Below are 19,723 nucleotides of genomic sequence, written 5' to 3'. Positions count from 1 at the left end.
CTACCCCGAGAGGTTGAAGTTGCCGGACCCGCCGTACACGGCGAGCGAGATGAGCAGGGTGACCGTGACGACCGCGATCAGCGAGGTCCGCACGGCGTTGCCGACCGCGACACCGACCCCGACGGGGCCGCCACTGGCGTTGTACCCGTAGTAGGTGTGGATCAGCATGACCGCGACACCCATCACGATCGCCTGCGCGAACGACCACAGGATGTCGGTCGGGATCAGGAACGTCGAGAAGTAATGGTCGTAGACGCCCGGCGACTGGCCGTTGATCACGACGGTCGCGAACCGGCTGGCGATGAACGACGCGACGACGGCGAGCGAATACAGCGGAATGATCGCGATCATCCCGGCCATCACCCGGGTGCTGACGAGGTACGGGATCGACGGGATCGCCATCACCTCGAGCGCGTCGATCTCCTCCGAGACCCGCATCGCCCCGAGCTGTGCGGTCGAGCCTGCGCCGATGGTGGCGGCAAGCCCGATGCCCGCGATCACCGGGGCGGCGATGCGCACGTTGATGAACGCGGAGAAAAAGCCGGTCAGGGCCTCGACGCCGATGTTGCCGAGCGAGCTGAAGCCCTGGACCGCGATCACCGCGCCGGAGGCCAGCGTCAGGAACGCGACGATCACCACGGTGCCGCCGATGACGGCCAGTGCGCCGGTACCCATGCCGATCTCGGCGATGAGCCGGATCGTCTCCTTGCGGTAGTGGATCAGGGCGCGGGGCGCCCACACCAGTGCCCGCCAGGAGAACAGGGCCTGCTCACCGACGCTGTCGACACCGAGTCCGACCTTGTGCAGGCGGCGGCGGGTGCCCCGGAACTTTCCGGTCAGTGCGAATGCCATCCCGTCACCCCGCCGTCAGCTTGATGCCGATGGCGGTGACCAGGACGTTGACGACGAACAGCGCCATGAAGGCGAAGACGACCGTCTGGTTCACGGCGTCACCCACGCTCTTCGCACCACCCTTCACGTTGAGACCGAGGTAGCACGCCACCAGGCCGGCGATCATGCCGAACAGGCCTGCCTTGAGCTGCGAGATCATCAGCTCACCGAAACCGGTGAGCAGGGTGATCCCGTTGACGAACGCGCCGGGGTTCACGTCCTGCAGCAGCACCGAGAAGGCGAAGCCGCCCGCGATGCCGATGGTGCTGACCAGGCCGTTGAGCAGCAGCGCGATCACCGTGGATGCGAGCACCCGCGGCACGACGAGCCGCTGAATCGGGTCGATGCCGAGCACCCGCATCGCGTCGATCTCCTCGCGGATGGTGCGGGCTGCAAGGTCCGCGCAGATCGCAGTCGCGCCGGCACCGGCAACGATCAGCACCGTCACCATCGGGCCGACCTGGGTGACCGCGCCGAGGGCGGCGCCCGCGCCGGACAGGTCGGCCGCGCCGATCTCGCGGAGCAGGATGTTGAGGGTGAAGCTCACCAGCACGGTGAACGGGATCGCGACGAGGACGGTGGGGACCATCGACACCCGCGCGACGAACCACGACTGGTCGACGAACTCCCGGCCCTGAAAGGGGGGTCGAACCATGGCGCGGAACACTTCCGCGGTCATCTGGAAAAATCCGCCGACCGCACGGAGCGGCACGGCAAGGAGGTCGTTCATCGGTCCTCCTCGTCAAGGGTCGTTCGCGTGGCGGGATGGGCACGCACCACGGTCGGGAAGACGTGTAGATTCCCCCCAGGATCTGTGATGCGGGTCATACTAAATAGAACACGTTCACCTGTCAAAGCCGTCCACCGTCCCGGCCGTCACCACTGGTCAGAGCGGATGCAGACAGTCGGGGCCTGCCCGAGGCCGAGGACGCGTTCATCGAACCGTCCAGCCCGGCGAACAGGCGGTCGTCGACCCTCACGAGACCGAGCACGGCGGCCGCATATGCCACCCTCCGACGCATCCTTGAACGACTCACGTTGCCTGCCTTCACCTTTCACCGGGTGGGACAGCCGGCGTCCGACACACCGGCCCAGAAGCGACGGGGCGGACGAGCGCCCGAACGGCAACCCCTCCGCCCCGCGTCGCGAACTCCAAGCTCACGGGCCGGACACACGGCCACCCCGACCCCGACCGCACGCGTGGCCGCCGGGCACGTCCTCGTACCCACGGTCGAGGCCGCGTCCATTCCGCCACATCATGTCCGGTCGGTGCCGCAGAATGCGGGAAACCACAGAGTTCTTTTAACTGCGAACGAACTGGCGCGCCGAGAGTTCGGCGCACGGCGTCAGCCCAGCGACCTGACGGCCTCGGTCGCGGCGAACATCCGACCGGGTTCCCGGCCGTCGAAGTAGCCGCCGATCGACTCGGCGAGCCCGGCCGGGCTCCACTCCGCGTCCGGCGCGTCGAAACGCTGCTCGACGACCGGCGCGGCCATCAGCGCAACCATCGGCCCGTACACGATGAAGACCTGGCCGTTCACGGCGTCCGCGGCGGGCGAGGCCAGGTACGAGACGAGGTTCACCACATGCTCGGGCGAGAGCGGGTCGACGGCGCCCTCGGGCGCCTCACCGAAGACGTTCTCGGTCATCGCGGTCCTGGCCCGGGGGCAGATCGCGTTCGCGCGGACGCCGTAGCGCTCCAGCCCGCGGGCGGCGGACAGCGTCAGCGCGGTGATACCGGCCTTCGCGGCACCGTAGTTGGGCTGCCCGGCCGGGCCGAGCAGACCGGCCTCCGAGGAGGTGTTGATCAGCCGGCCGTACACCGGAGCGCCCGCCGCCTTGGACTCGGCGCGCCAGTGCACGGCTGCGTTGCGGCACAACAGGAAATGACCGCGCAGGTGCACCTTGAGCACCAGGTCCCACTCGTCGTCGGACATCGAGAACAGCATCTTGTCGCGGACGATGCCCGCGTTGTTGACCACGATGTCGACGCCGCCCAGCTCCTGGGCTGCCGTCATCAGGGCATCGGCGGTGGAGCGCTCGCCGATGTCGCCGGGGACGAACACCCCCTTGCCGCCGATGGCCTGAATCTCGTCGAGCAGGGCGTCCGACTGCTCGCCCGCCGCGAGGTCGTTGACGACGACGTTCGCTCCGGAGCGAACAAGGCCGAGGGCCTCGGCCTTGCCGAGGCCCGAGGCCCCACCCGTGACGATCGCAACCTTGCCGTCCAGACTTACCTCGCGACTAGCCAATCTCACCACTGCCTTCGTGAATAGGTCGAGAATCAGGTGTGGAACGGGCGGAAGGACCGTGCAGAGAACATCGCCCCGTTCGTGACGGCAGTCACTTTAGAACGTGTTCTCATTCGCGGCAAGGTTCGATTCTCAGAGCACGAGCGTGAGCGCCGCGCGCGGGCACTGCGAGACGGCCTCCTTCATCAGTGCGACGGTCTCCGGGTCGTCGCCGACGGGCTGCGTGACGATCAGGTTGTCGTCGTCATCGAGATCGAAGACGTCGGGCGCGACACCAACGCAGACGCCATTCGCCTCACACCGGTCAAAATCGACCTTGACCTCCATTGATGAACCTCATTTCTGCTGGGATCGGAACGGCTGACCGGACGGACGATGGGCTGTGTCCACGGCCAGATCCATCATTAGACTAGAACCCGTTCCACGCCTGTGCAATGATGCGAAAAACCGGCCACGACGGGCCAAAAGACGGCCCAGCACGAGGCGCCCCGCCAGAACGCGCCCGCCACCGATGGCGATCACTAGAACCTGTGTCAGACCGGAGAGGGATCATGCACATCACCTACACCGCGGAACAGCAGAAGCTGAGGGAGGAACTGCGCGCGTACTTCGCGAAGCTGATTACTCCCGAACGCCGCGAAGCGCTGGCCGCCCAGACCGGCGAGTACGGCTCGGGCACCGTCTACCGCGACGTCGTCCGGGAGATGGGCCGCGACGGCTGGCTGGCGCTGGGCTGGCCCACGGAGTACGGCGGACAGGCGCGCTCCGCGTTCGACCAGCTGATCTTCACCGACGAGGCCGCGATCGCGGGCGCGCCGGTTCCGTTCCTGACGATCAACTCGGTCGCCCCGACGATCATGCACTACGGCTCCGAGGAGCAGAAGAAGTTCTTCCTGCCCAAGATCGCGGCCGGTGAACTGCACTTCTCGATCGGCTACTCCGAACCCGGCGCGGGCACCGACCTCGCCAGCCTGCGCACCACCGCGGTCAAGGACGGCGACGACTACATCGTCAACGGCCAGAAGATGTGGACGAGCCTCATCGCCTACGCCGACTACGTCTGGCTCGCGGTGCGCACCGACCCGAACGCCAAGAAGCACAAGGGCATCAGCATGCTGATCGTCCCCACCACCGCGGAAGGCTTCTCCTACACGCCGGTCCACACGATGGCGGGCCCGGACACCAGCGCCACCTACTACCAGGACGTCCGCGTCCCGTCGTCCGCCCTGGTCGGCGAGGAGAACGGCGGCTGGTCGCTGATGACCAACCAGCTCAACCACGAACGGGTCGCGCTGGTGTCCGCTGCGCCGATCCAGGGTGCGCTGCGCGACACCGTCGAGTGGGCGCAGAACACCAAGCTGGCCGACGGCCGCCGGGTGATCGACCAGGAATGGGCCCAGATCAACCTCGCCCGCGTGCACGCCAAGGTCGAGTACCTGAAGCTGCTGAACTGGGAGGTCGCGTCCGCGGACGCGCCGAGCAAGGGCGACGCCTCGGCATGCAAGGTGTTCGGCACCGAATTCGCCACCGAGGCATACCGACTGCTGATGGAGGTCCTCGGACCCCTGGCCTACCTGCGGCAGGACTCGACGGGCGCGATCCTGCGGGGCCGGGTCGAGCGGATGCACCGTTCGTCGCTGATCCTCACCTTCGGTGGCGGCACCAACGAGGTGCAGCGCGACATCCTCGCCATGACCGCACTGGGACAGCCGCCCGCCAGGCGCTGACGTCGGCCACCCCACATCCCCCAGGACCGCACCCGAAGGAATCACCGTGGACTTCACCCTCACCGAGGCCCAACTGGACCTCGAACAGCTCACCCGGAGCATCACCGAGAAGCTCACCACCAACGACCGACTGCGCGAGATGGACGCCGCCGAGGACCGCTTCGACAGCACGCTGTGGCAGGCGCTGGCCGACGCGGGTGTCCTCGCGGCGGCCCTGCCCGAGTCGGTCGGCGGCGGCGGCTTCGGCATCCTCGAGCAGTGCTCCGTGCTCCGCGAGATCGGCCGAACCCTCTCTCCCGTGCCGTATCTGAGCTCGATCATGCTCGCCGGGTCGGCGCTCGCCGAGTTCGGCGACGATGCCCAGCGCGACCTTGCGCGGCGGGCGGCCGACGGCTCCGCGATCGTGACCGTCGCGCTCGCCGAGGAACTCAACCACGACCCGGCGCACCCGGCCACCCGCGCCGAACGCAGCGGCGCCGGCTGGACGATCACCGGAACCAAGATCACGGTCCCGGCCGCCGCGTTTGCGGACACGATCCTGGTCCCCGCCACCACCCCCGACGGCGTCGCGGTGTTCGTCGTCGACCCCGCAGCGCCGGGCGTCCGGATCGATCGGCAGCTCACCACCGACTACAGCGCCGAGGCGATCGTCGACCTGTCCGGTGCGGTCACCGCACAGCTGCTCGGCGGCACCGAGCGCGGCGCCGAGGTGGTCGGCTGGATCCTCGACCGCGCGGCGGTTGGGTTGGCCGCGCTGCAGCTCGGCACGCTCGAACGCGCCCTCGAACTCGTCTCCGAATACGCCCGCGAGCGGGTGCAGTTCGACCGCCCGATCGGCAGCTTCCAGGCCGTGGCGCAGCGCCTCGCGGACGCCTTCATCGACGTCAAGGCGGTCCGGTCGACGCTGTGGCAGGCCGCGTGGCTGCTCGGCGAGAACCTGCCGGCCGACGCCGAGGTGCGGACCGCGAAGTTCTGGGCTGCGGACGCCGGGCACCGCGTCGCACACACGGTGATCCACGTGCATGGCGGCGTCGGACTGGACCGTGACCACCCCGTGCACCGCTACTTCCTCGCGGCCAAGCACAACGAGTTCGCGCTCGGGTCCGCGACCGAGCAGCTCCGCAGACTGGGACAGACGCTGGCCGACGTCCCTGCCTGATCCCTACACTGCGCGCCATGACCACTGCTCCCACCGTCACCGACCTGCTGCTCGCACTGCGGGACGACAACGACCACGGAATCCTCTTCGAGGACACGAGGATTCCGTGGTCGGAGCACATCGGCGCGTGCATCGACGTCGCCGCAGCACTGGCGTCGCTGTTGGACCCAGCGGCGCCCCCGCACGTGGGGGTGCTGCTGGACAACGTCCCCGAGTTCGCGCTGCTGCTCGGTGCCACCGCGGTCGGCGGCACCGTCCTGGCCGGGCTGAACCCGACCCGGCGCGGCACCGCCCTCGCGGGGGACATCGCCCGATCCGACTGTCAGGTCGTGGTCACCGACTCCGAGAAGGCGCGCCTGCTCGACGGACTCGACCTCGGTGCGGTGCGGGTCCTGCTGGTCGACTCCCCCGAGTGGCACGACCTGCTCGCCGCGCACCGCGACAGCACCGCACCGGACGCACGCCCCGCGCCGGACGAGCTGTTCATGCTGATCTTCACCTCCGGCACCAGCGGTGACCCGAAGGCGGTCCGGGTCACCCACCGGATGGTCGCCGGCCCCGGTGTGATGCTCGCAAACCGGTTCGAGTTGACCTCCGCCGACACCACCTACGCGTCGATGCCGCTGTTTCACTCCGGCGCCGTGATGGCGTGCTGGGCGATCGCGCTCGCCGCTGGCGGAAATTTCGCGCTCCGGCGCAAGTTCTCGGCGTCCGGCTTCCTGCCGGATGTCCGCCGGTTCGGTGCTACCTTCGCCCACTACGTCGGCAAGCCCCTCGCCTACGTGCTCGCCACTCCCGAACGCGGCGACGACGCCGACAACCCGCTGAAGATCGTGTACGGCAATGAGGGTTCGCCGTCGGCGATCGCCGACTTCGGCCGCCGGTTCGACGTCCGAGTCGTCGACGGATTCGGGTCCACCGAGGGCGGTGTGCTGATCTCCCGCCTGCCGGGCACCCCCGCCGGGGCCCTCGGCCCGCTGCCCGCAGGCATCGCCGTCCTCGATCCGGACACCGGGGCACCCTGCCCGACAGCGGAATTCGATACGGCAGGCCACATCCTCAATGCCGACAAGGCCACCGGCGAGCTGGTCAACACCACCGGGACCGGGAGCTTCGCCGGGTACTACAAGAACCCGGCGGCCGAGGCCGAGCGGGTCCGCGACGGCCAGTACTGGAGCGGCGACCTCGGCTACGTCGACGCCGACGGCTACGTGTACTTCGCGGGCCGCAGCTCCGGATGGATGCGGGTCGACGGCGAGAACCTCGGCACCGCGCCGATCGAGAACATCCTCGCCCGCCACCCGGGGGTCGTTGAGGTCGCGGCGTATGCGGTCCCCGACCCCCAGGTCGGTGACCGGGTGGCCGTCGCGATCGTCGCCGCGGACGGCTTCGACATCGACGAGTTCGCCGAGTTCCTCACCGCGCAGGGCGATCTCGGCCCCAAGCAGCTGCCGAGCTTCATCCGCGTCACCGCGGACCTGCCGAAGACCGCCACCTACAAGGTGCTCGGCCGGTCGCTGAGCGCGCAGCGCTGGAACTCCCCCGACCCCACCTGGTTCCGCGCCGCAGGCGCCGCGTCGTTCGTGCCGGTGACCGCGGACCTCGCCGCGCAGCTGGACACCGAACTGGACCGCTGATCCCCTCCCCCTCGCCCGAGTGAACGGAAGCGTTCAGTCGATCTGATCGAATGAATGTGCCGTTCGCTCGGTGCGCCGGCGTCTGCCGAACAGCTATCTTGCTTACACCGATAGTGATACCTTGCTGTGCATGAGTCCTTCCGTTGACCGCCGCAGCCTCATCCTGCGGGGCGTCCTCGACCTCTGTGTCCTGTCGATCCTTCGCGAACGCCCGATTTACGGCTACGAACTGACGGAGCGACTCGCCGAACGAGACCTCCTCGTTGCGGGCGGATCGTCGTACCCCCTACTCGCCAGGCTCGAACGGGCCGGACTGGTGTGCACCGAGAGCCGCCCGTCCGACTCGGGTCCGCCGCGCAAGTACTACTCGGTGACCGACCTCGGCCTCAACACACTGGCGACCGGAACCGAGGAATGGGCAACGCTCGCCGCATCAGTGAATTCGGTTTTGCCATCAACGAACTCGACAGGAGAAGCACGATGAGCGTCACCGACTCCACCCCCAGCGGGGTTCCGACCACCGCCGATGTCACCCGAATCGCCGCCCGGGTGTGGCGCCGTGCCGGTGTGCGACGCAGCGACCGCGCGGGACTGCTCGACGAACTGTCCGGCGAACTCGAGGCCGCGGACAGCGCGGGCCTTGGAGCCGATGCCGTCGTGGGTAGCGATCCCGCCGCAACGCTTCGGTCCTGGGCGGACGAACGCGGGCTGTCCGGTCGGGCAACCCGACTCGGGTTGGTGGCGCTGGCCACGCTTGCCGGCGCCACCCTGGGCATGGGGACGACGCTGACCATGCTGTACCTGGGTTTCTGGCGCAACGTGACCGTCGAGCCCGCCCAGCTGATTGGCGTGATCTTCGCGGCGAGCGGCGCCCTCGGCTACCTGCTCGCGCTGGCCTGTACGTGGGGCACGCTCCGGGCCGTCGGGGATCCCCGGGCCGCGGACACCACACGGGCCCTGGCACGGATTCTGCCGATCGCGGCCCTGTTCGCGATCCTGGCCGGAGTCGGCACCGCATGGGCGCAGGGCTTCACCACGCTGCCAAGTACCTTTGCCACCACGATCGTGGCCGTGTGCGCGATGGTCGGCGCTGGCGCTGCGATCGCCCGCCACATCGGACTCCGACCCCGCGTCGACTGAAGTCGAATGACGAAGGCCGGGTACGAGATTCGTACCCGGCCTTCCGGCGTGCTGCGGTCCTGACCTCCGGCTACCCGCCCAGCTTGTCCAGCCGCGCGACGGTGGCCTCGAACTCGGCGACCAGGTCGGCCATCGTGTCCGCGACGGGCCGGATCTCGTTCATCCGGCCGACGATCTGGCCCGCCGGCATCGCGACGACATCCGGGTTCTCGGCGGCGGCGATCCGCTGGTGCGCCTCGGCGACCAGGATGTTCTGCAGCGGCATCGGCAGCGCGGCTGGCGCACCCTCCGCCGACCACGCCTCGGTCCACTTGGTCTTGAGCAGCCGCGCCGGCTTGCCCGAGTAGATCCGGGAACGGACGGTGTCGCTCGAGGTTGCCGCAAGCAGTGCCCGCTGCGTCGCCGACGTACCGTCCGCCGCGCTGCCGAGCCGGTACTCGGCCGCGGTGAGCCAGTACGATCCCATCCACACGCCCTGGGCACCCAGCGCCATCGCCGCCGCGACCTGACGGCCGCTGCCGATGCCACCCGCCGCGATGACCGTCGCGGAATCACCGACCGCGTCGACGATCTCGGGAACCAGCACCATCGAGGCGATCTCACCGGTGTGACCGCCCGCCTCGTAGCCCTGCGCGATGACGATGTCGACGCCGTTCGCGACGTGGCTGAGCGCGTGCGGGACCGCACCGGCCAGCGCCGCGACCGGGACGCCGTGGCCGTGCGCCTCGTCGATCACGTCCTTCGGCGGCGAGCCGAGTGCGTTCGCGATCAGCGCGGGACGGTGCTTGAAGGCGACGTCCAGCTGGGCTCGGGCCACCGAGTGCAGCCAGCCGAGGACGCCGGTGGCGTGCTCGACGTCGTCGGACAGCGGAGGAACCCCGAGCTCGGCCAGCGTGCGGTCGACGAAGGCGCGATGCTCGGCCGGGATCAGCTTGTCCAGGTCGACCGCGCTGCCCTCGGTGGGCACCTTCGCGGGCATCACGACGTCGACGCCGTACGGCTTGCCGTCGGTGTTCTCGTCCATCCAGTTCAGCGTCGCGTCGAGTTCCTCGGCGTCGTTGAAGCGGACGCATCCGAGGACCCCGAGCCCGCCGGCCCGCGTGACGGCGGCCGCCACATGCTCGGAGGGGGTGAACGCGAAGATCGGGTACTTGATCCCGAACTTCGCCGCGAGCTCGTTGTGCATCAGGAGTTGCCGTTCGTGTAGTGATCGTCCGCCTCGCGCGACTCGGCGACGCCCTTCGCCCACTTGTAGTCGGGCTTGCCGGCGGGCGACCGCTTGATCTCGTCGACGAACCACACGCTGCGCGGCACCTTGTAGCCCGCGATCTCCTTGCGCGCGGCTGCCACGATGTCGTTCATGCTCGGGCGGGCGCCGTCACGGGTCGCGACGACCGCGGCGACCCGCTGGCCGAACCGCTCGTCCGGGACACCGATGACGAGGGTGTCGAAGACGTCGGGATGCGTCTTGACCGCGCCCTCGACCTCCTCCGGGTAGATCTTCTCGCCGCCGCTGTTGATCGAGACCGAGCCGCGGCCGAGCATCGTGACCGTGCCATCCGCCTCGACGGAGGCGTAGTCGCCGGGGATCGAGTAGCGGATCCCGTTGTAGACCTTGAAGGTCTCGGCGGTCTTCTTCTCGTCCTTGTAGTAGCCGAGCGGGATGTGGCCGCTGCGGGCGAGCAGGCCGACCTTGCCGGAGCCGGGCTCGATCGGGTTGCCCTCGTCGTCGAGGACGGTGGTCTGCGAGTCGATCTTCACCCGCGGGCCGCCGGTGTGCTCGAAGCCCTTGGTGATCGTCGCGAGGCCACCGAAGCCGGTCTCGGAGGAGCCGATCGAGTCGGTGAGCAGGCGGTTCGGCAGCAGCTCCAGGAACTCCTCCTTCAGCGCCGGGGAGAACAGCGCCGCACTGGAGGCCAGCACGTACAGCGACGAGAGGTCGTACGGCTCACCGGTTTCCGGGTTGCCCGCCTTCAGCGCGTCGAGCATCGGACGGGCCATCGCGTCACCGGTGATGAAGATCAGGTTGACCTTGTGGCGGTCGATGACCTGCCACACGGCGTGACCGTCGAACTCCGGGTGCAGCGCAAGGGTGCCGCCGCCGAAGAGGCTGTGGAACACCGCGGACTGCGCGCCGCCGTGGATCATCGGCGGGATGGGGAACCGCACCATCGCCGGGTTGGCCGCGCCGAGCTTGGCCATGTCCCACTCGTCCTGGACGTACTCGCCGGTGATGAAGTTGACGCCGCCGCCGAGCACCCGCCACCAGTCCTCGTGCCGCCACATGACGCCCTTCGGCATGCCGGTGGTGCCGCCGGTGTAGAGCATGAAGATGTCGTCGGGGCTGCGCTCGCCGAAGTCGCGGGCGGGCGAGGACTGTGCGAGCGCCTCCTCGTACTCCACCCCGCCGAAGCCGGCGAAGTCCAGCTCGCTGGTGCCGTCGTCGATGACCACGACCGACTTGACCTGCGGGGTGTTCGGCAGCACGTTCGCGACCTTGTCGACGTACCTGCGCTCGACGACCAGCGCGGCCATGTCCGAGTTCTCGAAGATGTACTGCAACTCGTTCTCGACGTACCGGTAGTTGACGTTCACCATCACGGCACGGGCCTTGAACACCGCGACCATCGCCTCGATGGCCTCGATGGTGTTCCGGGAGTAGATGCCCACCTTGTCGCCGGGCTTCACCCCGTGATCGAGCAGGTAGTGCGCCAGCCGGTTGGTGCGGTCCTCAAGTTGCGAATAGGTGAACTCGCGACGCCCGTCCAGCAGCGCCACGCGCTCGGGATTCAGGTCGATGGAGTGCTCAACGAAGTCTGCGATGTTAAGTGCCACGACCAACAAAGTAGAACGTGTTACCGTTTCTGGCAAGAGTCAATTTGAGACCCAACTCACACGCATTCGGGAGCAATCAGTGTCCTCCACCACGGCCGCGATTTCAGACGTTTCGGACAAGTCCGCGCACTGCCTCGTGGAGAAGCGCGGTCACGTCCTGATCGTCACGATGAACCGCCCGGAGGCACGCAACGCCCTCTCCGGCGAGATGATGGCGATCATGGTCGACGCCTGGGACCGGGTCGACAACGACCCCGACATCCGGGTTGCCGTCCTGACCGGTGCTGGCGGCACGTTCTGCGCGGGCATGGACCTCAAGGCGATGAACAAGAATGCGCCCGGCGACGCCTTCTCCAAGGGCAGCCTCGACCCGACCTCGCTGCCCGCCCTGCTCAAGGGACGCAGGCTGACCAAGCCGCTGATCGCGGCGGTCGAGGGCGCCGCGATCGCGGGCGGCACCGAGATCCTGCAGGGCACCGACATCCGGGTGGCGGGCGAGAGCGCGAAGTTCGGCGTCTCCGAGGCCCGCCTCGGCCTGTTCCCGCTCGGCGGGTCCGCTGTTCGGCTGGTCCGGCAGATCCCCTACACCGTTGCCGCGGAAATCCTGCTCACCGGCCGCAACGTCCCCGCACCCGAGGCCAAGGAGCTCGGCCTGATCGGCCATGTCGTGCCGGACGGCGAGGCGCTGACGACGGCGCTCGAGATTGCCGAGCGGATCGCCGCCAACGGCCCGGTCGCGGTGCAGGCCATCCTCAAGACGATCCGGGTGACCGAGGGCATGCACGAGGAGGAGGCGTTCAAGCTCGAGGCAAAGATCGGCGCCGAGGTGTTCAAGAGCGACGACGCCAAGGAAGGCCCCCGGTCCTTCGCCGAGAAGCGCGCCCCGAAGTTCCAGGGCAGGTAGCCCCTCACGAGCCCCGCCCCCTCACCCGACCCACTCCGCCCACCCCGCCCCGCCCCCGAGTGAACGGAAGCGTTCAGTCGATCTGATCGAACAAATGTGCCGTTCGCTCGGGCCAGCGAATTGGCGAGAATGACCCATCCGGAGCCACACGGACCGACTGCCATCACCCCGTCGCGCGACGCTCCGGGTCCATGATCACGGGCGGCCGGGGGCGCTGAGCCGCCAGCGCGAAGTGGGCACGAAGCGACGTGGATACCGCGCTCGGATCTGAGTACACCATCCGGGGAATGGTCACCAGGACGACGATCAACTGGTCCTGCATCCTGGTCCGCCGTTCGACCGTGGCCGCATACAGCTCCGGCGTGGCATGCCAATCGACCGAGTCGATCTCCCACGCCAATCCGACGCTGTCGATCCAGCCGTCGGGCTGCGCCAGAAACACACCGTTTGAGGTGCGAATCGGGCGGTTGAATACCATCTCGGGGAGGCCGGTCGACTGCCAGATCTTCCGGGCGACGGCCTCCGGAACCGAGTGCACATTCGCGTCCATCTCCTCGACCACGATGCGTGGCAGAGCCGAGCCGCGGACGCTCCCCTCCTCAAGCTCGACCGCCAACTCGGCAGCGGTGACGGCCCTGCGTTGAACAACGGATGCGATCAACGCGCGTGCCGAGTCGAGCGTCACGCACAGCCGGGCAGCGTCCAGCACCGCCCGCGGGATCGGCGCACACGGCAAACCGCTCCTGTTGACGGGTACTGGCAACCGAGTGGTCCGCTCGACCCGAACAAACGACGTCGACTGCTTCCGTCGACGATCCGGAAGCAGCACGTGAACCTCGCCAGCCTCCTCACCGAAGCCATACTCGCGCAACGCAGCTCGGCCGGTGAGCAAGGCGTCGTCCCCGCAGTACGTCAGGGCCGCGACTACGCGCTGCCGCGGCGTCGGGTAGCCGTTGGTCAACTGGACAACACCGGGAAGGAGCCGCCGCCACGGCCCACCCGGCTTGCATCTCGCAACGATCGTCGACGACGACACCCCGAACGACGCCAGCGTGGCCACGCTGATCACCCCACTGACCGCGGCCATCTCAAGCACTCGACCCTCGCCGCCCCATCCCCCGTGCCTCATGACCTCGATCATGGACGCATCCGGAGACCCGGACCGTCCCTGGAGTGGGTGTCTGTGTACAAATTCCCGGCCTGTGGACAACCGAGACTCCCGAGTGAACGGCACATTCATTCGATCAGATCGACTGAACGCTTCCGTTCACTCGGGGAGGCGGGCAGTGGGTACTAGGCCGGGTGGACGGCGGCGGCGAGTTCGCGCACGTGTTCGACGTCGCGACAGGTCACCAGCAGCATCGTGACGCCGGCGTCCTCCCACACCTTCACCTGCCTGCGGACCTCGTCGAGGTCGCCGACGATCATCGTGTCGGTGACCATCTCGTCCGGCACGGTCGCGATGGCCTCCTCCTTCTTGCCTGCCAGGAAGAGCCGCTGGATCTCCTTGACCTCGGCCCCGTAGCCCATCCGGGTGTACACCTGGGCGTGGAAATTCAGCTCGGCGGCCCCCATTCCGCCGACATACAGCGCGGTATAGGGCTTGGCGGCGGCGATCGCCGCGGCGCGGTCATCGGTGACGACGACCTGGCAGGTCGCGGCGATCTCGAAGTCCGCCCGGCTGCGTCGGGCGCCGGGGCGGGCAAATCCCTCGTCGAGCCACGCGTTGTACATGTGTGCGAGCCGCGGCGTGTAGTAGATCGCGAGCCAGCCGTCGGCGATCTCCGCGGTCAGCGCGACGTTCTTCGGCCCCTCGGCGCCGAGCCAGATCGGCAGGTCCGCGCGGAGCGGGTGGGTGATCGGCTTGAGCGGCTTGCCCAGTCCCATCCCGTCCTCGCCGCGGTACGGCAGCGGATAGTGCGGGCCATCGTTGGTGACGGCTGCTTCCCTGGCCAGGACCTGCCGGATGATCGAGACGTATTCCCGGGTCCGGGCAAGGGGTTTCGGGAACGGCCTGCCGTACCACCCCTCCACGACCTGCGGCCCCGAGACGCCGAGGCCCAGAATCGCCCGCCCGCCGGATAGGTGGTCAAGGGTCAACGCGTGCATCGCGGCGTTGGTCGGGGTCCGGCCGGACAGCTGCGCCACCGAGGTGCCGAGGCGGACCCGCTCGGTGCTCGACCCCCACCAGGCGAGCGGGGTGAACGCGTCGTTGCCCCAGGATTCTGCGGAGAACACCGCTTCGAAGCCGCAGCGCTCGGCTTCTGTAACGAGTTCGGCGGCGTTCGTCGGCGGCTGCGCGCCCCAGTATCCGAGTTGCAACCCCAGCTTCATTTGCGCGCCTCCGTGTTTTCCCATTTCCGCCGCACCGCGACAGTGACTCTTGCCACAGTAATGAGAACCTGTTCTACTCGATTCCGTGACCCTTGAAAAGACCCAAGTGGCCGAGCAGCCCCTGCGGGCACCACTTAATCTCAAATTCGACTACACGCGGTCCGTTGGACCGACCATCGGCGCGTTCGTCACCGGGCTGCGCGACCGAAAGGTGGTGGGCGCCCGGGCCTCCGACGGCCGGGTGCACGTGCCGCCGCCCGAGTTCGACCCCGTCACCCACGAACCGACGACCGACTTCGTCGACGTCGCGGACACCGGGACGGTCGCCAGCTGGACGTGGATGCCCGACCCCATCGAGGGCCAGCCGCTGAGCCACCCGTTCGCGTGGGCCCTGATCCGGCTGGACGGCGCGGACACCTCGATCCTGCACGCCGTCGATGCCGGATCGGCGGACGCGATGAGCACCGGGATGCGGGTACGGGTCCGCTGGGCCGACGAGCGCACCGGACACATCCGCGACATCGCCTGCTTCGAGCCGGGTGAGAGCGAGTCCACCCCCTCCGCATCCGGCGGCGAGCCGGTCACCGACATCGTCACCCCGATCGACCTGCACTACACGCACACCGCGTCGTTCGAGGAGAGCTACTACCTTCGCGGCCTGATGGAGGGCAAGGTCATCGGCGGCCGCACCGACGCGAACGGCAAGGTGTATGTGCCCCCGCGCGGTGCGAACCCCACCGACGGCGTCCCCACCAAGGAGCAGGTCGAGGTCTCCGACAAGGGCACCGTCACCACGTTCTGCATCGTCAACGTCCCGTTCCTCGGTCAGCAGATCAAGCCGCCCTACGTGGCCGCGTACATCGTCCTGGACGGCGCGGACATCCCGTTCCTGCACCTGCTCCTCGAGGTCGATCCCACCGAGGTCCGGATGGGCATGCGGGTCGAGGCCGCGTGGCGCCCGAAGGACGAGTGGGAGTACTCGCTGCGCAACATCTCCCATTTCCGCCCCAGCGGTGAGCCGGACGCGGACTACGACACCTACAAGCATCACCTCTAGGAGCCGGTAAGACCATGACAGACATTGCAGTCGTCGGCTTCGCGCAGGCCCCCCATGTGCGCGAGACCACCGGCACCACCAACGGTGTCGAGATGCTCGTCCCCTGTTTCCAGCAGCTCTACGCGGAGCTCGGAATCACCAAGTCCGACATCGGGTTCTGGTGCTCCGGATCGTCCGACTACCTGGCCGGGCGCTCGTTCTCGTTCATTTCCGCGATCGACTCGATCGGTGCCGTTCCGCCGATCAACGAGTCGCACGTGGAGATGGACGCCGCCTGGGCGCTGTACGAGGCCTGGGTCAAGATCATGACCGGTGAGGTCGACACCGCCCTCGTCTACGGCTTCGGTAAGTCGTCCGCGGGCAATCTCCGCCAGATCCTCGCGATGCAGATGGATCCGTACGTCGTGGCGCCGCTGTGGCCGGACTCGGTGTCGGTCGCGGGCCTGCAGGCCCGGCTCGGGCTCGACGCGGGCAAGTGGACCGCCGAGGACATGGCCGAGATCGCCCGCCGCAGCCGGGCCGCCGCGAAGAGCAACCCCAACGCCCAGATCTCCGGTGACGTCGACGTCGAGACGCTGCTGGCAGGCGAGTACGTCGCCGACCCGCTGCGCGCGCACGACTGCGCCCCGATCACCGACGGCGCCGCCGCGATCATCCTCGCCCGTGGCGACCGCGCCCGCGACCTGTGCGAACGCCCCGCGTGGATCACCGGAATCGACCATCGCATCGACTCGCCGAACATCGGCTCGCGGGATCTGACGGTCTCCCCGTCCACCGCGGCCGCGGCCCGCGCCGCGACCGGCGGTGACGTCTCAAACATCGACGTCGCCGAACTGCACGCCCCGTTCACGCACCAGGAGATCATCCTGCGGGAGGCGATCGGCCTGACCGACGCCACCAGGATCAACCCGTCCGGCGGCCCGCTGACCGGCAACCCGCTGTTCTCCGGCGGCCTCGAACGCATCGGCTACGCCGCACAGCAGATCATGAGCGGTGACGCCCAGCGCACCCTCGCCCACGCCACCAGTGGCCCCGTGCTGCAGCAGAACCTGGTCGCAGTCATGGAAGGACGCAACAACTGATGGCGAGCAACATTTCCCGAGGCTCCGCCCGAGGTAAGCAACTCGCAGCCGTCCTCGGCACCGGCCAGACCTACTACGTCGCCAAGCGGCACGACGTCACGATGGCGGGCATGATCCGCGAGGCGATCGACCGCGCGATGGCCGACGCCCACGTCGGCTGGGACGACATCGACGCGATCGTCATCGGCAAGGCGCCCGACCTGTTCGAGGGGTCGATGATGCCGGAGCTGGCGATGTCGGATGCACTGGGTGCCAACGGGAAGCCGCTGCTGCGCGTGCACACCGCCGGATCGGTGGGTGCCTCGACGGGCAACGTCGCGACCAGCCTCGTGCAGTCCGGCGTCCACAAGCGGGTGCTCGCGGTCTCGTGGGAGAAGCAGTCGGAATCGAACGCGATGTGGGCGCTGTCCACGCCGGTGCCGTTCACGATGCCGGTCGGTGCGGGTGCTGGCGGCTTCTTCGCCCCGCACGTCCGCTCGTACATCCGCCGCTCGGGCGCTCCCGACCACATCGGCGCGCTGGTTGCCGTCAAGGACCGGCGCAACGGCGCGATGAACCCGTACGCACACCTCAAGCAGGCCGACATCACCGTCGAGTCGGTGATGGAGTCCCAGATGCTGTGGGACCCTATCCGTTTCGACGAGACGTGCCCGTCCTCGGATGGTGCCTGCGCGATCGTCATCGGCAACGAGGACGCCGCAAAGGAGGTGCTGTCGGAGGGACGCAAGGTCGCCTGGATCCACGCGACCGCGATGCGCACCGAACCGCTGTCGTACGCGGGCCGCAATGTCGCGAACCCGCAGGCCGGCCGGGACGCCTCGGCCGCGCTGTGGAAGGCAGCGGGGATCACCGACCCGCTCACCGAGATCGACGAGGCGGAGATCTACGTCCCGTTCTCGTGGTTCGAGCCGATGTGGCTCGAGAACCTTGGGTTCGTCGCCGAGGGCGAGGGCTGGAAGTTCACCGAGGCGGGCGAGACCGCGCTCGGCGGACGGATGCCGGTCAACGCCTCCGGCGGCGTGCTCTCCTCGAACCCGATCGGCGCGTCCGGCATGATCCGGTACGCCGAGTCGGCGATGCAGGTGATGGAGCGGGCCGGCGACCACCAGGTGGACGGCGCGCGGAAGGCCTTCGGGCACGCGTACGGCGGCGGCTCGCAGTACTTCGCGATGTGGGTGGTCGGCTCCGATCGCCCCACCAATTAGGAAGGGGCACACCGTGAAGTACACCGTCGGAATCGCGATGAGTCCGCTCGAGCAGTTGGTCCCGCTCGCGCAGACCGCCGAGGAGTGCGGGTTCGCCAACATCGGCCTCCCGGACTCGTTGTTCTACATGGAGACCGCGGCCGCCGACTACCCGTACACCCCGGACGGGTCGCGGATGTGGAACGCCGACACCCCGTGGGTGGATCCGTTGATCGCCGCCGCGGCGATGGGTGCGGCGACCTCGACGATCGGGTTTTACACCAACGTCCTCAAGCTCGGTTCCCGCAATCCCCTGCTGCTGGCCCGTCAGGTCGGGTCGGTGGCGAACCTGACCGGCAACCGGTTCGGGTTCGGTGTCGGGATCGGCTGGGCGCCGGAGGAATTCGAATGGTGCGGGGTGCCGTACAAGAGGCGTGGCGCCCGGGTCGACGAGATGATCGAGGTCATCAAGCTGGTGCTCGCCGGCGGCATGGTCGAGTTCCACGGCGAGTTCTTCGACTTCGACCGGCTGCAGATGAGCCCGGCCCCGTCGGTGCCGGTGCCGTTCTATGTCGGCGGGCACACCGAGGTCGCGCTCAAGCGCGCTGCGCGCATCGGTGACGGCTGGACGTCGGCGATGATGAAGTTCAGGGATCTCGTAGCCACCAAGGCCCGGCTGGACGAACTCCGAGCCGAATATGGCAGGGAGAACGAGCCGTTCGAGATTCAGGCGGTGTGCATCGACCGGTTCGGCAGGGACGGCTATGCCGAGATGGCCGAGGCGGGCATCACCGACTGCATCGTGGTGCCCTGGCTCTTCGACGGCGTCGCCTTCGACGGACCGCTCGAGGCGAAGCAGGCCTCGCTGCGCAAGTTTGCCGATCAGTACATCAAGTAGGGAGATGCCATGACGGCTGAGACGACCACCGACCACCCCGCCCTGATCGCCTCGCGCGCGTCGCAGGCCGCGGCCAGCGGCAAGCGCAAGGAGGAGTGGCTGAACCTGTTCGCCGAGGACGGCTGGGTCGAGGACCCGGTCGGCCCGTCGGGCTTCGACCCCGAGGGCACGGGGCACCACGGGCGGGAGGCGATCTCGAAGTTCTACGACATGACGATCGCGAACACCGACTCGATCGAGTTCATCATCGACGACCAGTTGGTGTGCGGCAGTGAGGTCGTCAACATCGGGCGGATCCGCACGGTGCTGGCCGGTGCGCAGGTCGATGCCGAGGGCGTGTTCATCTACCGCGTCACCGACGAGGGCAAGCTGCAGTCGCTGCGGGCCTTCTGGGAGGTCGACCGGGCAATGAAGACCATGACGAAGCTATAGCCCTCCCCGGAACAGGCGAAGGGCCGCATCCCGATCGGGATGCGGCCCTTCGTCGTTCACGACCTGCCGGGTGCTCGGCGAGAACCGGGCGCCCCGTCCGGAAGCCAACAGCGGCGGGGGGGGAGGGGGGTTGTGTCCGGGGGGTGTTTTTGTTTCTTCTTTTTGTTCCCCCCCAAACCCGCATTCTTTAG

General features: G+C 68.3%; 19 protein-coding genes. 11 read left to right on the top strand and 8 right to left on the bottom strand.

Translation table 11 applies throughout. The annotated features are described in order from the left end of the window. From ACWF62_RS02400 to ACWF62_RS02385, 4 genes are all read right to left on the bottom strand, one after another. On the bottom strand, positions 1–852 hold the full coding sequence (locus ACWF62_RS02400) for an MlaE family ABC transporter permease (RefSeq protein ID WP_378507350.1): 852 nt from the start codon (positions 850–852) through the stop codon (positions 1–3). A gap of 4 nt (positions 853–856) precedes the next feature. Continuing rightward, a complete protein-coding gene (locus ACWF62_RS02395) occupies positions 857–1,621 on the bottom strand; it encodes an MlaE family ABC transporter permease (RefSeq protein WP_378507351.1) in 765 nt (254 codons plus the stop codon). 616 nt (positions 1,622–2,237) lie between these two features. Next, positions 2,238–3,143 (bottom strand): 3-oxoacyl-ACP reductase, encoded by a 906-nt coding sequence (locus ACWF62_RS02390; protein WP_452629373.1) that lies wholly within the window; start codon positions 3,141–3,143, stop codon positions 2,238–2,240. Between the two features lie 132 nt (positions 3,144–3,275). After that, positions 3,276–3,470 carry a ferredoxin gene (locus ACWF62_RS02385; RefSeq protein WP_378507352.1) on the bottom strand — a complete coding sequence of 65 codons (195 nt, stop codon included), beginning with the start codon at positions 3,468–3,470 and terminating at the stop codon, positions 3,276–3,278. Between the two features lie 224 nt (positions 3,471–3,694). On the opposite strand from ACWF62_RS02385, the gene ACWF62_RS02380 reads away from it, so the two are divergent. The 5 genes from ACWF62_RS02380 (at position 3,695) to ACWF62_RS02360 (ending at position 8,806) form a co-directional block, all read left to right on the top strand. Continuing rightward, positions 3,695–4,870, top strand: coding sequence for an acyl-CoA dehydrogenase family protein (locus ACWF62_RS02380; RefSeq protein WP_452629327.1), 1,176 nt, complete (start codon positions 3,695–3,697; stop codon positions 4,868–4,870). Between the two features lie 46 nt (positions 4,871–4,916). Continuing rightward, positions 4,917–6,029 carry an acyl-CoA dehydrogenase family protein gene (locus ACWF62_RS02375; RefSeq protein WP_452629326.1) on the top strand — a complete coding sequence of 371 codons (1,113 nt, stop codon included), beginning with the start codon at positions 4,917–4,919 and terminating at the stop codon, positions 6,027–6,029. Positions 6,030–6,046: 17 nt separating this feature from the next. Beyond that, positions 6,047–7,666: a long-chain-fatty-acid--CoA ligase gene (locus tag ACWF62_RS02370; protein WP_452629325.1), complete on the top strand. Its 1,620-nt coding sequence runs from the start codon at positions 6,047–6,049 to the stop codon at positions 7,664–7,666. Positions 7,667–7,796: 130 nt separating this feature from the next. Further along, the gene (locus ACWF62_RS02365; protein ID WP_378507356.1) at positions 7,797–8,150 is read left to right on the top strand and encodes a PadR family transcriptional regulator; all 354 of its coding nucleotides are present in this window, start codon (positions 7,797–7,799) and stop codon (positions 8,148–8,150) included. Then, entirely contained in the window at positions 8,147–8,806 is a 660-nt protein-coding gene (locus ACWF62_RS02360; protein ID WP_452629324.1) for a hypothetical protein, read from the top strand. The genes ACWF62_RS02365 and ACWF62_RS02360 overlap by 4 nt, the downstream gene beginning before the upstream one ends. A gap of 70 nt (positions 8,807–8,876) precedes the next feature. Here ACWF62_RS02360 and ACWF62_RS02355 read toward each other — a convergent pair whose 3' ends face one another. Both ACWF62_RS02355 and ACWF62_RS02350 read right to left on the bottom strand, forming a co-directional pair. Further along, positions 8,877–9,992, bottom strand: coding sequence for an NAD(P)H-dependent flavin oxidoreductase (locus ACWF62_RS02355; protein ID WP_378507358.1), 1,116 nt, complete (start codon positions 9,990–9,992; stop codon positions 8,877–8,879). After that, on the bottom strand, positions 9,992–11,641 hold the full coding sequence (locus tag ACWF62_RS02350) for an acyl-CoA synthetase (protein ID WP_378507359.1): 1,650 nt from the start codon (positions 11,639–11,641) through the stop codon (positions 9,992–9,994). The genes ACWF62_RS02355 and ACWF62_RS02350 overlap by 1 nt, the downstream gene beginning before the upstream one ends. Positions 11,642–11,720: 79 nt before the next feature. Here ACWF62_RS02350 and ACWF62_RS02345 point away from each other — a divergent pair, with 79 nt between their 5' ends. Further along, positions 11,721–12,545: a crotonase/enoyl-CoA hydratase family protein gene (locus ACWF62_RS02345; protein ID WP_378507360.1), complete on the top strand. Its 825-nt coding sequence runs from the start codon at positions 11,721–11,723 to the stop codon at positions 12,543–12,545. 163 nt (positions 12,546–12,708) lie between these two features. On the opposite strand, the gene ACWF62_RS02340 is transcribed toward ACWF62_RS02345, so the two are convergent. After that, the gene (locus ACWF62_RS02340; RefSeq protein ID WP_452629323.1) at positions 12,709–13,632 is read right to left on the bottom strand and encodes a hypothetical protein; all 924 of its coding nucleotides are present in this window, start codon (positions 13,630–13,632) and stop codon (positions 12,709–12,711) included. A gap of 206 nt (positions 13,633–13,838) precedes the next feature. Beyond that, a complete protein-coding gene (locus tag ACWF62_RS02335) occupies positions 13,839–14,879 on the bottom strand; it encodes an LLM class F420-dependent oxidoreductase (RefSeq protein WP_378507362.1) in 1,041 nt (346 codons plus the stop codon). Positions 14,880–14,985: 106 nt separating this feature from the next. Here ACWF62_RS02335 and ACWF62_RS02330 point away from each other — a divergent pair, with 106 nt between their 5' ends. Genes ACWF62_RS02330 through ACWF62_RS02310 form a run of 5 tightly spaced genes read left to right on the top strand, consistent with a single transcriptional unit; the run spans position 14,986 to position 19,532 of the window. Then, positions 14,986–15,936 (top strand): Zn-ribbon domain-containing OB-fold protein, encoded by a 951-nt coding sequence (locus tag ACWF62_RS02330; protein ID WP_378507363.1) that lies wholly within the window; start codon positions 14,986–14,988, stop codon positions 15,934–15,936. A gap of 14 nt (positions 15,937–15,950) precedes the next feature. After that, positions 15,951–17,018 carry a thiolase domain-containing protein gene (locus tag ACWF62_RS02325; RefSeq protein ID WP_378507364.1) on the top strand — a complete coding sequence of 356 codons (1,068 nt, stop codon included), beginning with the start codon at positions 15,951–15,953 and terminating at the stop codon, positions 17,016–17,018. Then, positions 17,018–18,223, top strand: a complete 1,206-nt coding sequence (locus ACWF62_RS02320; RefSeq protein WP_452629322.1) for a thiolase domain-containing protein — start codon at positions 17,018–17,020, stop codon at positions 18,221–18,223. The genes ACWF62_RS02325 and ACWF62_RS02320 overlap by 1 nt, the downstream gene beginning before the upstream one ends. A gap of 13 nt (positions 18,224–18,236) precedes the next feature. Then, complete coding sequence (locus ACWF62_RS02315; protein ID WP_378507366.1) at positions 18,237–19,100, top strand: TIGR03619 family F420-dependent LLM class oxidoreductase; 864 nt, start codon at positions 18,237–18,239, stop codon at positions 19,098–19,100. A gap of 9 nt (positions 19,101–19,109) precedes the next feature. Next, entirely contained in the window at positions 19,110–19,532 is a 423-nt protein-coding gene (locus ACWF62_RS02310) for a nuclear transport factor 2 family protein (protein WP_378507367.1), read from the top strand. Positions 19,533–19,723 lie beyond the last annotated feature (191 nt).

The organism is Rhodococcus sp. NPDC054953 (assembly GCF_053609225.1).
The sequence above is the reverse complement of the archived record's forward strand: the minus strand, read 5'-3'. Positions and strand labels throughout refer to the sequence as shown.